Annotated in this window: 22 protein-coding genes and 1 tRNA gene; 8 read left to right on the forward strand and 15 right to left on the reverse strand. The window is 24.8% G+C overall.

Features of this window, described 5'->3' with window-relative positions; translation table 11 throughout:
• The first annotated feature begins 78 nt into the window (after positions 1-78).
• From rsmA to H0H48_RS00985, 3 genes are read left to right on the forward strand one after another with little or no spacing between them, the layout of a single operon-like run.
• Entirely contained in the window at positions 79-867 is a 789-nt protein-coding gene (gene rsmA, locus H0H48_RS00975) for a 16S rRNA (adenine(1518)-N(6)/adenine(1519)-N(6))-dimethyltransferase RsmA (RefSeq protein ID WP_185871359.1), read from the forward strand.
• The gene (locus tag H0H48_RS00980) at positions 860-1,729 is read left to right on the forward strand and encodes a bifunctional 5,10-methylenetetrahydrofolate dehydrogenase/5,10-methenyltetrahydrofolate cyclohydrolase (RefSeq protein WP_185871256.1); all 870 of its coding nucleotides are present in this window, start codon (positions 860-862) and stop codon (positions 1,727-1,729) included. The genes rsmA and H0H48_RS00980 overlap by 8 nt, the downstream gene beginning before the upstream one ends.
• A complete protein-coding gene (locus H0H48_RS00985; protein WP_185871257.1) occupies positions 1,726-2,349 on the forward strand; it encodes a 7-carboxy-7-deazaguanine synthase QueE in 624 nt (207 codons plus the stop codon). The genes H0H48_RS00980 and H0H48_RS00985 overlap by 4 nt, the downstream gene beginning before the upstream one ends.
• 6 nt (positions 2,350-2,355) lie before the next feature.
• On the opposite strand, the gene hisIE is transcribed toward H0H48_RS00985, so the two are convergent.
• The 8 genes from hisIE to hisG are packed head-to-tail and all read right to left on the reverse strand — an operon-like array spanning position 2,356 to position 9,551.
• On the reverse strand, positions 2,356-2,946 hold the full coding sequence (gene hisIE, locus H0H48_RS00990) for a bifunctional phosphoribosyl-AMP cyclohydrolase/phosphoribosyl-ATP diphosphatase HisIE (protein ID WP_185850555.1): 591 nt from the start codon (positions 2,944-2,946) through the stop codon (positions 2,356-2,358).
• Between the two features lie 4 nt (positions 2,947-2,950).
• Positions 2,951-3,712: an imidazole glycerol phosphate synthase subunit HisF gene (hisF, locus tag H0H48_RS00995; protein WP_185871258.1), complete on the reverse strand. Its 762-nt coding sequence runs from the start codon at positions 3,710-3,712 to the stop codon at positions 2,951-2,953.
• Complete coding sequence (gene hisA, locus H0H48_RS01000) at positions 3,706-4,443, reverse strand: 1-(5-phosphoribosyl)-5-[(5-phosphoribosylamino)methylideneamino]imidazole-4-carboxamide isomerase (RefSeq protein ID WP_185871360.1); 738 nt, start codon at positions 4,441-4,443, stop codon at positions 3,706-3,708. The genes hisF and hisA overlap by 7 nt, the downstream gene beginning before the upstream one ends.
• Before the next feature lie 14 nt (positions 4,444-4,457).
• Complete coding sequence (gene hisH / locus H0H48_RS01005; protein ID WP_185871259.1) at positions 4,458-5,048, reverse strand: imidazole glycerol phosphate synthase subunit HisH; 591 nt, start codon at positions 5,046-5,048, stop codon at positions 4,458-4,460.
• Between the two features lie 23 nt (positions 5,049-5,071).
• The gene (gene hisB, locus H0H48_RS01010; RefSeq protein ID WP_185871260.1) at positions 5,072-6,250 is read right to left on the reverse strand and encodes a bifunctional histidinol-phosphatase/imidazoleglycerol-phosphate dehydratase HisB; all 1,179 of its coding nucleotides are present in this window, start codon (positions 6,248-6,250) and stop codon (positions 5,072-5,074) included.
• Position 6,251: 1 nt separating this feature from the next.
• A complete protein-coding gene (gene hisC, locus H0H48_RS01015) occupies positions 6,252-7,361 on the reverse strand; it encodes a histidinol-phosphate transaminase (protein WP_185871261.1) in 1,110 nt (369 codons plus the stop codon).
• A 22-nt stretch (positions 7,362-7,383) separates the two neighbouring features.
• The gene (hisD, locus tag H0H48_RS01020) at positions 7,384-8,682 is read right to left on the reverse strand and encodes a histidinol dehydrogenase (RefSeq protein WP_185871262.1); all 1,299 of its coding nucleotides are present in this window, start codon (positions 8,680-8,682) and stop codon (positions 7,384-7,386) included.
• 11 nt (positions 8,683-8,693) lie between these two features.
• Positions 8,694-9,551, reverse strand: coding sequence for an ATP phosphoribosyltransferase (hisG, locus tag H0H48_RS01025; protein WP_185871263.1), 858 nt, complete (start codon positions 9,549-9,551; stop codon positions 8,694-8,696).
• Between the two features lie 141 nt (positions 9,552-9,692).
• On the opposite strand from hisG, the gene H0H48_RS01030 reads away from it, so the two are divergent.
• Entirely contained in the window at positions 9,693-10,460 is a 768-nt protein-coding gene (locus tag H0H48_RS01030) for an exodeoxyribonuclease III (protein WP_185871264.1), read from the forward strand.
• Between the two features lie 7 nt (positions 10,461-10,467).
• On the opposite strand, the gene H0H48_RS01035 is transcribed toward H0H48_RS01030, so the two are convergent.
• A tRNA-Lys gene (locus tag H0H48_RS01035) sits at positions 10,468-10,540 on the reverse strand.
• A 39-nt stretch (positions 10,541-10,579) separates the two neighbouring features.
• Between H0H48_RS01035 and H0H48_RS01040 the strand changes: the two genes are divergently transcribed.
• The 4 genes from H0H48_RS01040 (at position 10,580) to H0H48_RS01055 (ending at position 14,283) form a co-directional block, all read left to right on the forward strand.
• Positions 10,580-11,104 (forward strand): shikimate kinase, encoded by a 525-nt coding sequence (locus H0H48_RS01040; RefSeq protein ID WP_185871265.1) that lies wholly within the window; start codon positions 10,580-10,582, stop codon positions 11,102-11,104.
• Positions 11,105-11,112: 8 nt separating this feature from the next.
• Positions 11,113-12,477 carry a tRNA lysidine(34) synthetase TilS gene (gene tilS / locus H0H48_RS01045; protein ID WP_185871266.1) on the forward strand — a complete coding sequence of 455 codons (1,365 nt, stop codon included), beginning with the start codon at positions 11,113-11,115 and terminating at the stop codon, positions 12,475-12,477.
• An 82-nt stretch (positions 12,478-12,559) separates the two neighbouring features.
• Positions 12,560-13,624: a 3-phosphoserine/phosphohydroxythreonine transaminase gene (gene serC / locus H0H48_RS01050; protein ID WP_185871267.1), complete on the forward strand. Its 1,065-nt coding sequence runs from the start codon at positions 12,560-12,562 to the stop codon at positions 13,622-13,624.
• Positions 13,624-14,283, forward strand: coding sequence for a YggS family pyridoxal phosphate-dependent enzyme (locus tag H0H48_RS01055; protein WP_185871268.1), 660 nt, complete (start codon positions 13,624-13,626; stop codon positions 14,281-14,283). Before serC ends, H0H48_RS01055 begins: the two co-directional genes overlap by 1 nt.
• 23 nt (positions 14,284-14,306) lie before the next feature.
• Here H0H48_RS01055 and trpA read toward each other — a convergent pair whose 3' ends face one another.
• From trpA to H0H48_RS01085, 6 genes are read right to left on the reverse strand one after another with little or no spacing between them, the layout of a single operon-like run.
• Positions 14,307-15,092: a tryptophan synthase subunit alpha gene (gene trpA, locus H0H48_RS01060; RefSeq protein WP_185871269.1), complete on the reverse strand. Its 786-nt coding sequence runs from the start codon at positions 15,090-15,092 to the stop codon at positions 14,307-14,309.
• Positions 15,093-15,096: 4 nt separating this feature from the next.
• Positions 15,097-16,284 carry a tryptophan synthase subunit beta gene (gene trpB / locus H0H48_RS01065; protein ID WP_185871270.1) on the reverse strand — a complete coding sequence of 396 codons (1,188 nt, stop codon included), beginning with the start codon at positions 16,282-16,284 and terminating at the stop codon, positions 15,097-15,099.
• Positions 16,281-16,898 (reverse strand): phosphoribosylanthranilate isomerase, encoded by a 618-nt coding sequence (trpF, locus tag H0H48_RS01070; protein WP_185871271.1) that lies wholly within the window; start codon positions 16,896-16,898, stop codon positions 16,281-16,283. Before trpF ends, trpB begins: the two co-directional genes overlap by 4 nt.
• Positions 16,899-16,908: 10 nt before the next feature.
• Positions 16,909-17,697, reverse strand: coding sequence for an indole-3-glycerol phosphate synthase TrpC (trpC, locus tag H0H48_RS01075; protein WP_185871272.1), 789 nt, complete (start codon positions 17,695-17,697; stop codon positions 16,909-16,911).
• Entirely contained in the window at positions 17,694-18,689 is a 996-nt protein-coding gene (gene trpD / locus H0H48_RS01080) for an anthranilate phosphoribosyltransferase (RefSeq protein WP_185871361.1), read from the reverse strand. Before trpD ends, trpC begins: the two co-directional genes overlap by 4 nt.
• A gap of 10 nt (positions 18,690-18,699) precedes the next feature.
• A complete protein-coding gene (locus tag H0H48_RS01085; RefSeq protein ID WP_185871273.1) occupies positions 18,700-19,275 on the reverse strand; it encodes an anthranilate synthase component II in 576 nt (191 codons plus the stop codon).
• Positions 19,276-19,281 lie beyond the last annotated feature (6 nt).

The raw sequence follows: 19,281 nt of genomic DNA on the forward strand, positions 1-19,281 counted from the left end.
AATTACTATACGTTTAATACATTTAATACATTTTTCAAATATATGAAAGATACAGATAATATTCTCTATATTTGCGGTATGCGATATTCTATATATAGAAAAAAATTTGATCAATATTTCTTAAAAGATAAAAATATAGCAAAGAAAATAGTTGAAAATTTATCTTTTAAAAATTATGATACAGTGATAGAAATAGGGCCTGGATATGGTATGTTGACTCAATATTTATATCTATTTTATTCAGATTATAAAATTTTCTTGATAGAAATTGATAAAACACTTTCAGATTTTCTGAAGAAAAAATTCCCTTTTTTAGGAGAAAAAATTATTCATGGAGATTTTTTAAAATGGAATCCAGAAAAAATGGGATTAAAAAATTTTGCAATAATTGGAAATTTTCCATATGGAAAATCTTCACAAATATTGTTTCATATTTTAAAATATAATCAGTATATCCCAGAATGTATTGGAATGTTTCAAAAAGAAGTAGCACAACGTATTGTATCCAATAGTGGAGAAAAAACTTATGGAATTTTATCTGTTTTAATACAAACATTTTACCATGTAAAGGTACTTTTTACCGTAACGAAAAATGTGTTTACTCCAGTTCCAAATGTAAAATCAGCAGTAATTTCTTTAAAAAAAAAAAAGGAAAATGTTGATTGTAATCAACATTTATTTTTAGAATGTGTTAAAACTGCTTTTAATCAAAGAAGAAAAAAATTAAGAAATTCTTTACAATCACTTAAAAATATTTCAAATTTTTACCAAATACCATTTTTAGATAAAAGAGCGGAAGAATTATCTTTTAAAGAATTTATTCAATTAACAAAAGAAATAGAAGTTAGAAAATTAGAAAATGACTAAATTATTAGATGGGAATAAGCTAGCATCAGAAATAAAAAAAGAAATTTGTAAAGAAATAGAAGAAAAAATAATAAAGAAAAAAAAACGTCTTCCTCATCTTGGAATAATTTTAATGGGGGACAATGCTTCTAGTAAGACATATGTAAATAGCAAAATTAAAGAATGTAAAAATACAGGAATAAAATCAACTCTTATTCATTTATCTTCTTCTACCTCAGAAATAGAATTGTTAGAAACAATCAAACAAATGAACAATAATCCATTAATAGATGGATTCATAGTACAATTACCTCTTGAAAAACATATCGACCAAGAAAAAATTATTTTATCTATTGATCCAAAAAAAGATGTAGATGGATTTCATCCTGAAAATTTTGGAAAAATGGCTTTAGGAATGAAAGCCTTTTTTCCAGCTACAGCACTAGGAATTCTAACTATTTTAGATAGAAATAAAATTAATATATCAGGAAAACATACTGTAATCTTGGGAAGAAGTCGTATTGTTGGATCCCCCATTAGTATTTTAATGAGTAGAAAAATAGACCCTGGAAATAGTACTGTAACAATAACTCATAGTAAAACACCTAATATTGAATTTTTTACAAAACAAGCAGATATAATTGTAGCAGCGTTAGGTATTCCAGGATTTATTAAAAATAATATGATAAAAGAAGGATCTATTATCCTAGATGTAGGAATAAATACTATAAAAAAGAACAAAAAAACTATTTTAATAGGTGATGTAGATTTTCATAGTGTTTATGGAAAAGCATCTTATATCACTCCTGTTCCAGGGGGAATAGGTCCTATGACACGTATTATGTTATTAAAAAACACTTTAATTGCTGCTTTGAAGAGATGAAAGAAGCATATTTTCCTATAAAAGAATTTTTTTATTCTCTTCAAGGAGAAGGATTTCATTCAGGAATAGCTGCTTATTTTATTCGTTTTGAAGGATGTGATATAAGATGTAATTGGTGTGATACTAAATATAGTTGGAAAATAAAAAAAGAAGATTTTATTCCTATTAAAGAAATTATTGCTAATATTAGAAGAAATAAGGTTAAAAACATTATTATTACTGGAGGAGAACCTATGATGTGGGATTTATCTCCTTTGACAAAGGGAATTAAAAATATGGGATTGGGATGTAAAATTCATGTAGAAACTTCTGGTTCTTATCTTATAAAAGATAAAAATATAGATTGGGTTACTATTTCTCCTAAAAAAAATAGACTTCCATTAGATGAAAATTATAAAAAAAAAATTCATGAATTAAAGGTAATTATTTTTAATGAAGATGATTTCCTTTTCGCTGAAAAGCAATCTTCTTTTGTGAAAAATAAAGAAAATTGCATATTTTCTTTGCAACCTGAGTGGAATAATTTTAATTATATTATACCAAAAATAATTACTTATATAAAAGAAAACCCTAAATGGAGGCTATCACTTCAAATTCATAAGATGATCAATATACCTTAAAAAAGGTTACTTATTATGTCTTTCTTGAAGAACTTTTATTACTCTTTGTAAAGTAATTCTTTTTTTTTGTAAAAGAACAAGATAATGAAAAAGAACATCTGCAGATTCATTCAAGAATAAATTTTCATTTGAATCTTTAGATTCTATGATAAGTTCTACAGATTCTTCTCCAAATTTTTGCGATACTCTATTTATTCCTCTTTTTGATAATTTATATACATATGAATTATCTTCTTTATTTTTTATTTTATTCGAAATTATATTTTCCAAATAAAATAAAAAATTTTTACTATTATTTTCCTTCCAACAAGTATCTGTCCCTTTATGACATACAGGACCTGTAGGTTTTGCTTTAATTAATAAAGAATCACCATCGCAATCTATTAATATTTTTTCAATAAGAAGAAAATTTTTACTTATTTCACCTTTAGTCCATAATCTTTTTTTAGACCTGCTATAAAAAGTAACTTTTTTTTCATAAATACTTTTTTCATAAGCATCATGATTCATATAACCTAACATTAATACTTTATTTGTTACCGAATCTTGAACAATAACAGGGATTAACCCTTTTTCAAAGTTTATTTTTTCTTTCATAAAATTACATTTCAATTCTTACTGGAATTTTAAGACTGTTCAAATAATATTTTAATTTTGGAATCTCTATTTCTCCATAATGAAAAATACTTGCAGCTAAAGCAGCATCTGCTTTTCCAAAATGGAATATTTGATAAAAATCATGCAAATTTCCAGCGCCACCTGAAGCTATAATAGGAATAGAAATATTTTCTGATATTTTTCTGGTTATATCTACAGCAAATCCATTTTTTGTCCCATCGTGATTCATTGAAGTTAATAATATCTCTCCTGCACCTCTTTTAGCCCCCTCTATAGCCCAATCTAAGGTTCTAGTATTGGTAAAAATTCTTCCTCCATTTAAATAAACCCACCAATCATTTTTTTCATATTTTGTATCAATAGCTAAAACGATAGATTGGCTTCCAAACCTCTTGGAAAAAGTTTCTAACAGTTTTGGACTTTTGAAAGCAGCTGTATTAATAGATATTTTATCTGCTCCTGATTTCAATAATAATTCTACATCTTCTTCATTTTTAATTCCACCTCCGACAGTAAAAGGTATATTAATATGACGAGAAATGTCTCTAACCAAAGTAATTAAAGTTTTTCTATTTTCATTTGTAGCCGTAATATCAAGAAATATTAATTCGTCTGCTCCTTTCTTTGTATACCAACGAACTAATTCTATTGGATCTCCGGCGTCTTTCAAAGATTTAAAATTGACTCCCTTAACAGTTCTTCCATCCCTTATATCTAAACAGGGAATAATTCGTTTAACTAACATAATTTATTATTATTTTCTTTCCAATTTCTTAGTTCTAATAATGATATTTTCTTCTCGTATATCGCCTTTCCAACAATTACACCATGACAACCTAAATGAAATAATTTTTCAATGTCTCCTATATTACTAATACCTCCACTTGCTATAAGTTTTATTTTTGGGAATTTTTTAATAATACTACGATACAAAGAAAAAGAAGGTCCAGATAAAACTCCATCTTTTGAGATATCTGTACAAAAAATATTTTTTATTCCATGAGTTTCTTTTTCTTTCAAAAAATCCCAAAGTGGAATATTAGATAGATTTTTCCATCCATTGATTGCTATTTTTTTATCTTTAATATCTACTCCTAATAAAATTCTATTAGATCCATAAATATCAATCCAATTTTTAAGAACGATAGGTTTTTTAACAGCTATACTTCCTACCGAAACCATGTGCCCACCATTTTCAAATACAGTTTTTACATCATTTTCTGTATGAATTCCTCCCCCAAAATCAATAATTAAATGTGTGTTATTTGCTATTTTTTCCAAAGTTTTCCAATGGACTACTTTTCCCTTTTTTGCTCCATCTAAATCTACCATATGAAGTCTTGATACGCCTTTGTCTTCCAACATATAAGCTACATCTAATGGATCATTATTATAAATTTTTTTTCTTTGAAAGTCTCCTTGTGTTAAACGAACACATTTTCCATCAATTAAATCTATAGCTACAATAATATTCATTTTCATACAAAAAATTATAATTGAATAAAATTTTCTAATATTTTATGTCCTACGTAAGAAGATTTTTCTGGATGAAATTGTACAGCATAAAAATTTTTATTTTGTAAAGCCGCACTATAAGATATAAGGTATTCTGTTTTAGCTATAGTATAACGTCCTAAATGCGCATAGTAACTATGTGCAAAATATTGATAACTTCCATCTGGAACATTTTTAAACAAAGGTCCTTTTAATTTATGAATTGTATTCCAACCTATTTTAGGGATTTTATCTTCTTTATTCTTTGATGAAAATTTCTTAACCTGTGAATCGAATATTCCTATACATGTTGTATTGCTTTCTTCTGAAGATTTACATAATAATTGCATTCCTAAACATATTCCTAATACAGGTTTTTCAAGTTTTGATAAAAGCACATCCAATTTCTTTTTTTTCAAATATTCCATAGCAAAATTAGCTTCTCCTACTCCTGGTAGAATAACTTTATCCGCATTTTGAACATCTTCTATAGCATCAGTTAATATAGCTTGTACACCTATTCTTTCTAAAGAAAAAAGAACGGACTGCACATTTCCTGCGGGATATTTTATGATAATAATTTTCATAATTAACTTTTCATTAAAAATTTTTATAATATTCCTTTAGAACTAGGTATTTCATATTTATAATCATTCTTTTTTATTGCCATTTTAATAGCTCTTGCAAAGCATTTAAATATAGATTCTATTTTGTGGTGATCATTACTGCCTATAGCCTTAATATGTATATTGCATCTTGCATTTATAGAAAAAGATTGAAAAAAATGATAAAACATTTCTACAGGCATATCCCCTATCTTTTCTCTAAAAAACTTTACTTTCCAAAGTAACTTACTTCTTCCTCCAAGATCCAATACAACAGTAGATAAACTATCATCCATAGGAAGAGAATAAAATCCATAGCGTTCTATTCCTTTTTTATTTCCTAATGATTTATCAAATACAGTTCCTAAGGTTATTGCAGTATCTTCTATAGTATGGTGCTCATCTACATAACTATCTCCTATTGTATTGATTTTCAAATCAATAGAACTATGAAATGCTATTTGTTGTAAAAGATGATCAAAAAAACCAATTCCTGTATCAATATGAGATTTTCCTACTCCATATAATGAAATATCTATTTTAACATTTGTTTCTGATGTAGTTCTATGATATGATATAATTTTATTATTATTGTTGATAAATAATAAATAATTATATATATCTTTCCAATTATCTGTTTTAAGAAGTATTACTTTTTCTATACTTTCCTTATTTATTGTAGGATAATAAGATTTTTCATCCTCTGTAAAGTTATCATAATGATGATAATTTTTTTTAATCCATATAGATTTACAACCTAAATTCTTTGCTAATAAAACGTCTGTTAATCTATCTCCAATGACAAAAGATTTAGATATATCGTATAAATTTGAATTTATATAAGAAGTAAGCATTCCTATTCCAGGTTTCCTTGTAGAAAGTTTTTCTTCAGGAAAACTTTTATCTATATGTATAGAATGAAAATTAATTCCTTCTGTTTTTAGAATATTTAAAATATGATTTTGTATAGGCCAAAATATTTTTTCAGGAAATTTATTTGTTCCTAATCCATCTTGATTACTTACCATGACTAAATCATAATTTTTTAGTTTTTGGACTATTTTTGATAAAAAAAATATAACCCTTGGATAAAAAATTATTTTTTCGATAGAATCAATTTGATAGTTAGGAGGATTTTCCTGAATAATAGTTCCATCTCTGTCAATAAATAAAATTTTTTTCATTTTATGTTTTGTTTTTTTTATCTGAATATTTTTTTATATTACTTATCAAATATTCATTTTCTTCATGAGTTCCTACTGTTATTCTCAAACAATTTTCACATAAAATAACTTTTGAACGATCTCTAACAATAATTTTTTTGTTTATTAAATATTGATAAAGATGTATTGAAGATGAATTTATTTTTACTAGAAAAAAATTAGAAGAACTAGGATATACTTTATCTACAATAGGAATTCTTTTCAAAGAATTCTCTAAATATTCTCTTTCTGAAAGAATGTTTTTTAAATTATAAAAAAATAAATCTTTATTATCAAGAGCTTTCATAGCTATCTCTTGGGAATTGATGCTTATGTTATATGGAAATTTTATTTTATTCATCCAATAAATAATTTCTTTAGAAGCTATAGCTATTCCTATCCTTAATCCTGCTAATCCCCAAGATTTAGATAGTGTTTGTAAAACAATTAAATTTGGAAATTTATCTATTTCCTCTGAAATAGAGGATTCAAAAGAAAAATCTATATAAGCTTCATCTAAAACAATTATTCCTGTAAACATTTTTATAAGTGATTTTATATCTTCTCTTATTATGTTATTTCCAGTAGGATTATTTGGAGAACAAATAAAAATAATTTTATTATTACAATAATTATTAATAACTTTTTTTATATCTTTCAAATTTAGTTGATATTCTTCTTCTAGAAGAGGAATTTTTATTATATTTACTCCATGAATTTTTCCACAAACTTCATACATACCATAAGTAGGAGGAAATATGATCGCATCATCTTTTCCTGGACAAGAAAAAATACGGTAAATTAAATCAATAATTTCATCACTTCCATTTCCTAAGAAGATCTTTGATGGGGGTATATTTTTAATAGAAGATATTTTTTTTTTCAATTTTTCTTGTAACGGATCTGGATATCGGTTGTAAGAGTTATAAAAAGATAAAGGTGCCCCAAAAGAGTTTTCATTAGCATCTAAAAAAATAGAATTTTTTTCTTCTTTATATTCTATTCTAGCGGAAATATAAGGTTCAATATATAAAATATTTTCTCTTATTAAGGAAATTAAATTAAAATTGGAATAACAATTCTTTTTATTCATGTATTTTTTATTTACATTTTATTTAAAACGAATTTTTTTTTAAACGAATATCAATAGATCTTTTATGTGCAATTAACCCTTCTTCAGAAGATAGAATGCTTATGGACTTATACAAGTCTTTTAATCCTTCCTTAGATATTTCTTGGAAAGTTGTTTTTCTAACAAAACTATCTATAGATACTCCACTATAAAATTTAGCATTTCCATATGTAGGAAGAACATGATTAGTACCTGAAGCGTAATCTCCAGCAGTTATTGGAGAATAATTACCTAAAAATACTGATCCAGCATTAATTACCTTTTCTGCCCAATAATGAACATTATCACAATTAATGATAAGATGTTCTGGCGCAATTTCATTTGAAAATGCAATTGCTTCTTCTAAAGAAGAAAGAATAACTATTTTTGCATTTTTTAATGAATTATTAATAATAATTTCTTTTTCAGAAAGATATGATAGTTGTTTTTTTAATTCATTCTTCACCTTATTTATCCAAGGTTCTTTATTGTTAGTTATTAGTACAATATAACTTTCTGGATCATGTTCAGATTGTGATAATAAGTCTGAAGCTACATACTCAGGATAAGCTTTACTATCAGCTATAATAACAACTTCGGAAGGACCTGCTGGAATATCTATAGATACGATTCCTCTATTCAATACTATTTGCTTAGCTTTTGTAACATAAGAATTTCCTGGACCAAATATCTTATATACAGAAGGAATACTTTCTGTTCCATAAGCCATTGCAGCTATAGCTTGAGCACCCCCTATCTTATAAACACTATCAATTCCTACATATCTAGCTGCATATAAAATGGATGGATGTATTTTTCCTTCTTTATTTGGAGGGCTACATAAAATAATATTTTTACATCCTGCTAATTTTCCTGGAATTCCTAACATTAATACAGTAGATAGTAAAGGAGCAGAACCACTGGGAATATAAAAACCTATTTTTTCTATTGGAATATTTTTTACCCAACAATCAATTCCTTTTGATATCTTTATTTTTGATTTTTTATGTATTTGTTTTTTATGAAATAGTTTAATGTTTTCGTATGCTTTTTCTATAGATTTTTTCAAACAATTTGAAATATTTGCATTAGCTTCATAGAAATCTTTTTCTATCACTTTAATTTTATCAACATAGACATGATCATATTTTTTTGTATAGGATTTTATTGCTGTATCTCCATGTAATTTAACATCATTTATAATAGGAATGACTGAATTTATTAAATCAGAACTAGATTTAGTTTTTCTTTTTATGATGTGTTCCTTTTCTTTTAAAGAAGGATAAAAATATACTTGAATCATATTTATCTTTGTTATAGTATAATTTTTTCTATTGGAAGAACTAAAATATCTTGAGCTCCAAGTGCTTTTAAATTTTCTATTATTCCCCAAAAATCGTTTTCGTTGACTACAGAATGAACAGAACTGCATTCTGAGTTTGCTAAAGGAAGAACAACTGGACTTTTTATTCCAGGTAAATAAGATATAATTTTATCTAATCGTTCATTAGGTGCATTTAGTAGAATGTATTTATTATTTTTTGCTTTTTTTACTGCTCTAATACGAAATAATAATTTATCCATAATTATATTTTGTGGAGAACTCAAATGAAGGTGAGAAGCTAATACGGCTTCAGATTGAAGAACTGTTTCTACTTCTTTAAGTCCATTCATAAATAATGTAGAACCACTACTTACTAAATCACATATACAATCAGCTAAACCTATTCCAGGAGCTATTTCCACAGATCCAGATATTTCATGTATTTCTGTTTTTATATATCTTTTTTTAAAAAATTCTCTAACTAAAAAAGGATAGCTTGTAGCTATACGTTTTCCATCTAGATCTTCTATGTTATTATAAATTGAAGATTTTGGAACAGCTATCGATAAACGACACTTTCCAAACCCTAAAGTCTCTTTTATTTTTATTTTTTTTCTTTTTTCTAAAAGAACATTTTTTCCAACAATTCCTATATCTGCTACTCCATCTTCTAAATACTGAGGAATATCATCGTCTCGCAAAAAAAGTATTTCCATAGGAAAATTCATTGCCGTTGTTTTTAATTTATCTATACCAATATTAATTTCAATACTGCAATCTTTAAGAAATTTTATGGAGTCCTCATAAAGACGACCTGATTTTTGAATAGCTATTTTAAGTTTATCCATATTAATTATTAGGAATATATAGGAAAAATAAAAGCTTACTTTTGTAAGCTTTTATTTATTATTATAGTAATTATCAGATTAAATTATCATGTATTATGGCAAATATAATAACTATTTTGAATATTTTATAAAAACATTACAATGAAAATAGTAGGATATAACATAAATGGAATTAGATCTGGAATTAATAAAGGATTACCAATTTGGATTGAAAAATATAATCCAGATATTTTATGTTTACAAGAAATAAAAGCTTTTCAAGAACAAATAAATACAAAAATATTTGAAAAATTAGGATATTATCATTATTGGCATTCATCAATAAAAAAAGGTTATAGTGGTGTAGCTATCTTATGCAAAGAAAAACCTATTCATATAGAATACGGAATAGGTTTAGAATCTATTGATAGAGAAGGAAGAGTTTTACGAATAGATTTTGAACATTTTTCTATTATTAGTCTTTATTTGCCTTCAGGTAATAACATGATAAAAAGATTAAATTATAAATTCATGTTTATGAATGAATTTTTTTTTTATGTAAAAAAAATTCAGAATAATTTGAAAAATATTATTATTTGTGGAGATTATAATATCTGTCATAAGAAAATAGATATACATGATCCTATTCGAAATAAGGAAGTATCTGGATTTCTTCCAGAAGAAAGAGAATGGATGACTAATTTTATAAAATTAGGATTTTTAGATAGTTTTAGGAATTATATTAAAGAAGGTCATCATTATAGTTGGTGGAGTTATAGATCTAAAGCAAGAATAGGAAATCGCGGATGGAGAATTGATTATATAATGGTAACTCTTTCTTTAAAAAAGAATATGATAAACGCATACTTATTACCTGGAATAAGATATTCTGATCATTGCCCAACGGTATTAGAAATAAAATTCACATAAATAAATGTGACCTGACTGGGATTCGAACCCAGGACCCTTACATTAAAAGTGTAATGCTCTACCAGCTGAGCTACCAGGTCTTAATTATCGAACAAATATACTATAAATTTTGTGTTTTTATGAAAATCACTTTGATAGGATATATGGGTAGTGGAAAAAGTTCTTTAGGAGCTATGTTAGCTAAAAAACTAAACATTATTTTTTATGATTTAGATTCTATTATTTCTAAAACTTATGGAGTTTCTATATTTTCCTTCTTCAAAAAAAAAGGAGAATCTTCTTTTAGAAAAATAGAACATTTGATGTTAAAAAAAATTCTAAAAAAGAAACATTCTTATATTTTATCTGTAGGTGGTGGCACTCCTTGTTTCTATAAAAATATTTATTTGTTAAATAAATATTCAAAAACAATTTATATAAAAATAGATGCTTACACTTTATTTAATAGATTGATTTTAGAAAAAGAAAAAAGACCTTTAATTTTTAATTTTTCCAAAAAAGAATTATATAGATTCATAATGAAACATTTGCTAAAAAGAGTTCCTTTTTATGAACAAGCTTCCATAAAAATAGAAATTGATAAAAAAAAATCTAAAATTAATGTAATTAAAGAAATTATTAAGTCTATTTATTCAGATACATAAATTTTATTATGGTAAATAACTCATCTAACTATTTTTTAGAAAAAATTAAAAAAGATTTTTCATTTGAAAAAATAAAAAAAATATGTGTAGCTGTAAGTGGGGGATTAGATAGTATGGTTCTTTTAAATTTACTTTTGGATATTTTATCTATTAAAAAACTAGAAGTAGCTCACTGTAATTTTGGATTAAGAAAAAAAGAATCTAATGATGATGAAATTTTTGTAAAACGTTTTTGTGAAAAAAAAAATATAGTATTACATATTAAAAGATTTGATACTATAAATTTTTCTAAAGAAAAAAAATTATCTATACAAATGGCTGCAAGAAAACTTAGATATGATTGGTTCAATAGTCTACTAAAAAAAAATGATTCATGTGGATATTATATTGCTTTAGGACATCATTTAAATGATTCTATAGAAACTTTTTTTCTAAACATTTTGAGAGGAACGAGTGTTAAAGGCTTGTTAGGGATCCCTAAAAAAAATATAAATTTTATTCGTCCTTTATCATATTTTACAAAAAATGAAATTTTACATTATTCTAAAATAAAAAATATAAATTGGAGATTAGACAGCAGTAATTTAGAAACCAAATATCTAAGAAATAAACTTCGTTTAGCTTTAAATGGTTTTTATTCTTCTTTTCCATTATTTTTTAATGGAATAAAAAAAACTATAAATTATCTTCAATCCGATAATTTTATAATAGAAGATAAAATAAAAGAAATATGTGAAAATATTACAATAGAGAAAAATTACGATCCTCTAATATGGAAAATCCAATATAAAAAATTAGAAAATTTAATTCCTTTATCTTTTTATTTATTTAAAATATTTTCTCCATATGGATTTCGTGATATAAATAGTTTAAAATCTTTAATTTATTCACAATCAGGAAAATATATTGTATCAAATAAATACTACATTCTAAAAAATAGAAATCATTGGATTTTATTTTCTAATAAAAAATTGGGAAAAAAATGGAAAAATTATACAATACAAAACATTAAAAAATTCGATAAAAATTATTTTCCTATTAAAATAGATTTTTCTATACAATTAAAAAAAACAAATGATTATTATAGTAATAATAATCATTTTTTTGTAGATTTTGAAAAAATTAAATTTCCATTATACATAAGAACCTGGAGAAATGGAGATTATTTTTATCCTATTAACATGAAAGGGAAAAAAAAATTAAGTAAATACTATAAAGAAAATAAGTATTCTTTTCTGGAAAAAGAGAATACGTGGTTGTTAATTAACGGAAACAATAATATCGTTTTAGTTATGGGAAATAGAGGAAATCGTTTAGATAATAGATTTAAAATTACGGAACAAACAAAAAAAATATTAGAAATAAAAATATAATTATATAATTTTTATTGTTATTATAATATAATTACAATTAGTATTTTTTTTAATTTTGATATAAGAATTAGTTATTCTGTTTATGAAAATACACAATTTCAATGCAGGTCCTTCTGTTTTACCAAAAAAAGTAGTTGAAAAATCTGCTAAATCTATCATTAGTTTTAATGAATCCGGAATTTCTTTACTTGAAATTTCTCATAGAAGTTTAGATTTTATGGAAATAATAGAAAAAACAGCAAGTTTAGTAAAACGGATTACAAATTTAAATGATGATTATGCTATTCTCTTTCTACAAGGAGGAGCAACATTACAATTTGCAATGGTTCCATACAATTTAATGAATAAAGAAGCTGCTTATTTAGACACAGGAATTTGGGCTCATAATGCTGTTAAAGAAGCAGAAAATTTTGGAAAAGTAAAAATTTTATTTTCCGGAAAGGATAATAATTATACATACATTCCTGAAAATTATCATATTCCAGATAAAGTAGATTATTTTCATTGTACGTCTAATAATACAATTGTTGGAACACAAATGAAATCGTTTCCTATAACTTATGTACCAATAGTTTGTGATATGTCTTCTGATATTTTTAGTAGAAAGTTAAATTTTCGTCAGTTTAGTTTAATTTATGCTTCTGCTCAGAAAAATGTAAGCTCTTCTGGAATGACTATTGTCATAATAAAAAAAGAAATTTTGGAAAAAATTAAAAGAAATATTCCTTCCTATTTAGATTACCGTATTCACATAAAAAACAATGGAATATTAAATACACCAAATGTTTTCTCTATTTACACTTCTATGCTAACTTTAGAATGGATAGAGAGGAAAGGAGGTATTTCCATTTTAGAAGAAGAGAACGAACATAAAGCTAAATTATTATATGATGAAATAGATAATAATGAATTATTTGAAAATAGAATACATAAAAATAATCGTTCTAATATGAATGTTTCATTTTTCTTAAAGAAAAAAAGTTTAGAAAAAGAATTTAATAAAATGTGGATAAAAGAAAATATTGTTGGATTAGATGGACATAGACTATTAGGTGGGTATCGTGCAAGTATATACAATGCTATACCAATAGAAAGTATTCTATTTTTGATAGAAATCATGAAAGAATTTGAAAAAAGATTCGCATAATGAATAATAATGTAGAAAGTATATATTTTTCGTTAAAAAAATCAATTCCAAAAAATATTGAAATTTTAGTTGTATCTAAAAATCAAAATGTTCTTTCTATAGAAAAATTATATCAAATAGGTCATAGAAATTTTGGAGAAAATTATATTCAAGAAATGATAAAGAAATATAAAATTTTACCAAAAGATATTCGATGGCATATGATTGGGAAAATTCAAAGTAATAAGTTAAAATATTTAACACCTTTTGTTCATTTAATACATAGTGTTCAAAAAATTGAACATCTAAGAATAATTAATAAATTAGCCTGTAAACAAGGAAAAATTATTAACTGTCTTTTGCAAATAAAAATTTGCAATGAAAAAAGTAAGTCAGGGATCACAAGTAAAGAAGCTAATAAAATATTAGAAAGTGAAAGTTATAAGTGTATGAAAAATGTCAATATAATAGGACTCATGGGAATGGCTTCTTTTGTAGATTTATCAAAAGTACACGATGAGTTTTATTATTTACAAAAGTTATATAATATATATAAAAAGAAATATGGACATTATGTTCTTTCCATGGGAATGAGTAGAGATTATTCTATAGCTATAAAATATGGTAGTACATTGATCCGAATTGGAACATCTATTTTTGGTAAAAGAAGTAATAGATAATTAGATAATTATTTTTTATTGTATTAATTTGTATTATTTATTATATTATTTATATATTTTTTAATACTCATCTCTAAATTTTGATTATTTAACGATTCAATAAAAGAACTTCCAATAATTCCTCCATTTGCGTATTTACAACATAATTCAAAAGTATTTTTATTTTTTACTCCAAATCCAATTAATATTGGAATTTTTTTATCTATAGATGATTTTTTTATATTTTCGAAAAACGATATTTGTTCTTTTCCAAAAGAATCTATTTCTCCTGTTATAGAATTTGAAGAAACCAAATATAAAAATCCATCCGAAATTTTACTTAAAAAAATAGCTCTATTTAAATCTGTTTCAGGTGTTACTAGAAAAATCATAGATATTAAATATTTTTTGAATAAACTACGATATTTTTTTATAAAATATTCAACTGGAAGATCTGGAAGTATTAATCCAGATATATTTAATTTTTTACACTTTTCTAAAAACTTTTCTTCTCCAAATTTATAAAATTGATTATAATACCCCATAAGAACGATAGGGATCGTAATATAATCCTTAAATTTTTCTATTTCAGAAAATAAAAAAGAAAGATCCATTCCATTTTCTAATGAAATTTTATTACTATTTTGTATAATCATTCCATCTGCTAATGGATCAGAATACGGAATTCCTATTTCAATTAAATCTACAGGAAGATTTTGTAAAATTTTTATTATTTTTATAGTACTATCTATATTGGGATAACCAGCTGTAAAATAAATACATAATATTTTCTTATTTTTTTTTTTGAATAAATTATGAATTCTATTCATAAGTTTAATAATTTAATTTGGAATAAAATTTATCATAAACATCTATATCTTTATCTCCTCTCCCTGATAAGGTAATAACAATAACATCACTTTTCTTAAAAACTACTTTTTTTAATGCAACTAATGCATGAGCACTTTCTAATGCTGGAATAATTCCTTCTAATCTAGCTAATTCACATCCTGAATCTAAAGCTTCTTTATCTGTAGCATGAATAAAATTAACACGTTTTTTTACAAAAAGATTAGAATGCATAGGTCCTATTCCTGGATAGTCTAATCCGGGAGATATAGAATGTGCAGGAATAACTTGACCATTTTTATCTTGTAATAATAATGTCATACTACCATGTAGTACTCCTTTAGTACCACAAAATATAGATGCAGCTGTTTTATTTGTTTTCACACCTAATCCTGCTGCTTCTACTGCTATAAGATTAACCGATCTATCATTCAAAAAATGATAAAATGAACCTGCTGCATTACTACCTCCTCCTATACAAGCTATTACATAATTTGGTTTATAAAAACCTTCTATTTTTTTTAATTGATTTTTTATTTCTTCACTAATAATAGATTGAAAATCTGCAACCATTTGAGGATACGGGTGAGGTCCTACTGTAGAACCTATTAAGTAATAACTCTCTGGATTATTAATCCAATAACGAATTGCTTCGTTAACAGCATCTTTTAATGTTTTTTCTCCACTAATAACAGGAATTACTCTTGCTCCAAGAGATTTTATTTTAATAACATTTGACGATTGACGATGCATGTCTTTTTCCCCCATAAATATTAGACATTCTAAATCCATTAGAGCACAAACAGTAGCAGTAGCTACTCCATGTTGTCCAGCTCCTGTTTCTGCTATAATTTTCTTTTTTCCTAATTTATTAGCTAATATAGCTTGTCCTACCGTATTATTAATTTTATGTGATCCAGTATGATTAAGATCCTCTCTTTTTAAAAAAATTTTAGCTTTGTATTTAGCTGAATATTTCTTGCAAAAAAATAAAGGAGTAGGTCTTCCAACAAAATTTTTTAATATTTCTCTATATGAATTTTGAAAACTACAACTTTTTATAATATTTTTATATTCTTTTTGTAATTCTCTCACATTATTTGATAACATTTCTGGAATAAAAGAGCCTCCAAATTCTCCATAAAAACCATCTTTATCAACAAAAAAATTCATAATTTTCTTATTTTTTTTATAAAAGTATTTAACAATTCTATGTTTTTATTTCCTGGATAGATCTCAAATTTGCTATTTATATCTATTCCAAACATTTTTGGATGTGAAAATTTTTTAATTAAATTTAGATCTTCCATTCCTATTCCTCCACTTAAAAAAAAAGGAGTTTTAAAATCATACTCATTAAGTTTCAACCAATTAAATTTTTTTCCACTTCCTCCATAATGAATACTGTCACTATCAAATAAAAAATAATTACAAAAAGGAATATATTCTTCAATTTTTTTGAAAAAAAAAAGATTATTTATTCTAAAAGCTTTAATAATCTTTAATCCTTTTTTAAACAATCTTTCACAATAAGAAACATTTTCTTTTCCATGTAATTGAACAAAATCAAGTTTATTATTTTTATTTATTTTTATGACATTATCTTCAAATTCATTTACAAATACTCCAACTTTAAATATTTTTTGATTTGATTTTTTATGGAAAAAATTATCTCCTACAAACCTTGGAGAATTGGAATAAAATATAAATCCTATAAAATCAGGAAATAGATTATATATTTTTTGTAAATTATGTTTTATTCCACATATTTTTATTTTTAGTGGCATATTAATTTAATTATTTTAATAATGATTTTATAAATTTTTTACAAAATTTTCCTGGATTTTTTTTCTTCATGAAATATTCTCCAATTAAAAAACCTTTAAATCCATATTTTCTTAATTCCAATACAAAATCAATATCATTTATTCCGCTTTCTGCTATTTTCACATAATTACTAGGAATTTTTGATGATAAACTTAAACAAGTGGCTCTTTTCACAATAAAAGTTCGTAAATCTCTATTATTGATTCCTATGATATCTAAATTATCTGTTATTTTATCTAATTCATATTCATGATGAATTTCTAATATAACTTCTAAACCTATATCCTTTGCAAGTTTAGAAAGATTTTTTATCTTTTCTTTGGAAAGAATTTCTGCTATTAATAGAACGATATCAGCTCCTATAGATTTAGATTCTATAATTTGATATTCACTAATAATAAAGTCTTTTCTTAAAATTGGAATAGTTTCTTTTATCAAAGAACGTGATTTTTTTACATTATCATTACTTCCAGAAAAAAAATTAAAATCTGTGAGTATTGATATTCCACAAGCTCCTGAATGTCTATAACCATCAATAACTTCTTCTAACGAAGAAACATTATTTATAATTCCTTTTGATGGAGATTTTGATTTAAATTCTGCTATGATACCTGTATTACTTTGTTTTAAACTTTGAACTAGAGAAATATTTTTTCTTTTGAATAAAATACTTTTTTCTAATTTTTTTACTGGATAATATTCTTTATTATATGATATTTCTTTTTTTTTGTTAGATAATATATTTTCAAGAAGATTCATAATCTTAATAATTTTTTAAGAATGTTTTTTGCTTTTCCGCTTTTTAATGAATATTCGGCTTTATCATAGTTATTTTCAATACTATCTTTGTTTAGTAAACATAACGCAAATGCAGCATTCATCAAAACAACTTCATTTTGTGATAATGTTCCTTTTCCTGATAGAATATTTATAAATATTTTAGTATTTTCTTTTGTATTTTTTCCTCCTTTTAATTCATTAGGGTAAATTTTTACTTTTTTATGAATTTCTAACTCATCTAAAGAATAATAATGTTCCCCCTTTGGAGAATAACATTTTATATCGCTAGTAAGTGTTATTTCATCATAGCCATCTAAACTATGAATAATAGCGTAATTATTTTCCATATCTTGATACAAATAATAATATATTCTTGCTATTTCTAAATTATTTACTCCTAATAGTTGATTTTTTGGATTTGCTGGGTTAATTAATGGACCTAATATATTGAAAATAGTACTTAATTCTAATTCTTTTCTTACATAAGACATAATAGTTAGAACTGGATGAAATATTGGAGCATGTAGATAACATAATCCTACTCTATCTAATTGATTTTTTATATTTTCTTCTTTTTTAGGGAATTCATATCCTAATTCTTTCAGTACATTAGATGAACCGGTGATAGAAGAAGAACTAAAACTTCCATGTTTTATTACTTTCTCTCCAGTACCTGCTACTATAAAAGATGCTAAAGTAGAAATATTAAAAGTATTTTTTCCATCTCCACCTGTTCCTACAATGTCTACAGCATTAAATTCTGTAAGATTTATTTTAACTGATAATTCCATAATTCCTTGTCTAAATCCTATCATTTCTTCTAAAGTAGGAAATCTCATATTATAGATACTTGTTACAGCTGCTGCTTGAGTATTATTAATGTTTTCTTTTGATAAATCTATAATAATATTTTTAGCTTCTTTCTTGGTTAAAGTTTTTCCTGTAAAAAGTTTTTCTAATAGCTTTTTAATCATAATTACTTTATTTTTTTTTTAACCAATTTCCTATAATTTTTTCTCCATATGGAGTAAGAATAGATTCTGGATGAAATTGTACTCCACGTACATCATAAAACTTATGACGCAACGCCATAATCTCTCCTTTACTACCAATAGCCGTAATCTTAAGTTCTTTAGGAAAATTATGTGAAGAGATAATCCAAGAGTGATAACGGCCTACTTGAATTTCTTTTGGAAGTTTTTTAAAAAGTATTTCTTGTGGATCAATAATTTTTATTGAACTAGATATCCCATGATATACTTCTCTTGTGTTAAGTAGTTTTGCCCCGAAAACTTCCCCTATAGCTTGTTGACCTAAACAAACTCCAAAAATACTTTTAGTGGAAGCAAATTTCTTTACTAGAGGTTTTAAAATATGAGCTTCGTCTGGAATTCCAGGACCAGGAGATAAAATAATTTTATCATATTCTTCTATATCTGAAAGACTAATTTCATTATTTCTACATACTTTTACAGGTTTTTTTGTTAATTTTTTTACAGCATGAACAAGATTATATGTAAAAGAGTCATAGTTATCCAAAATCAATATTTTATCCATAAAACT

The sequence above is a fragment of the Blattabacterium cuenoti genome, from assembly GCF_014252055.1.
GTDB lineage: Bacteria > Bacteroidota > Bacteroidia > Flavobacteriales > Blattabacteriaceae > Blattabacterium > Blattabacterium cuenoti_D.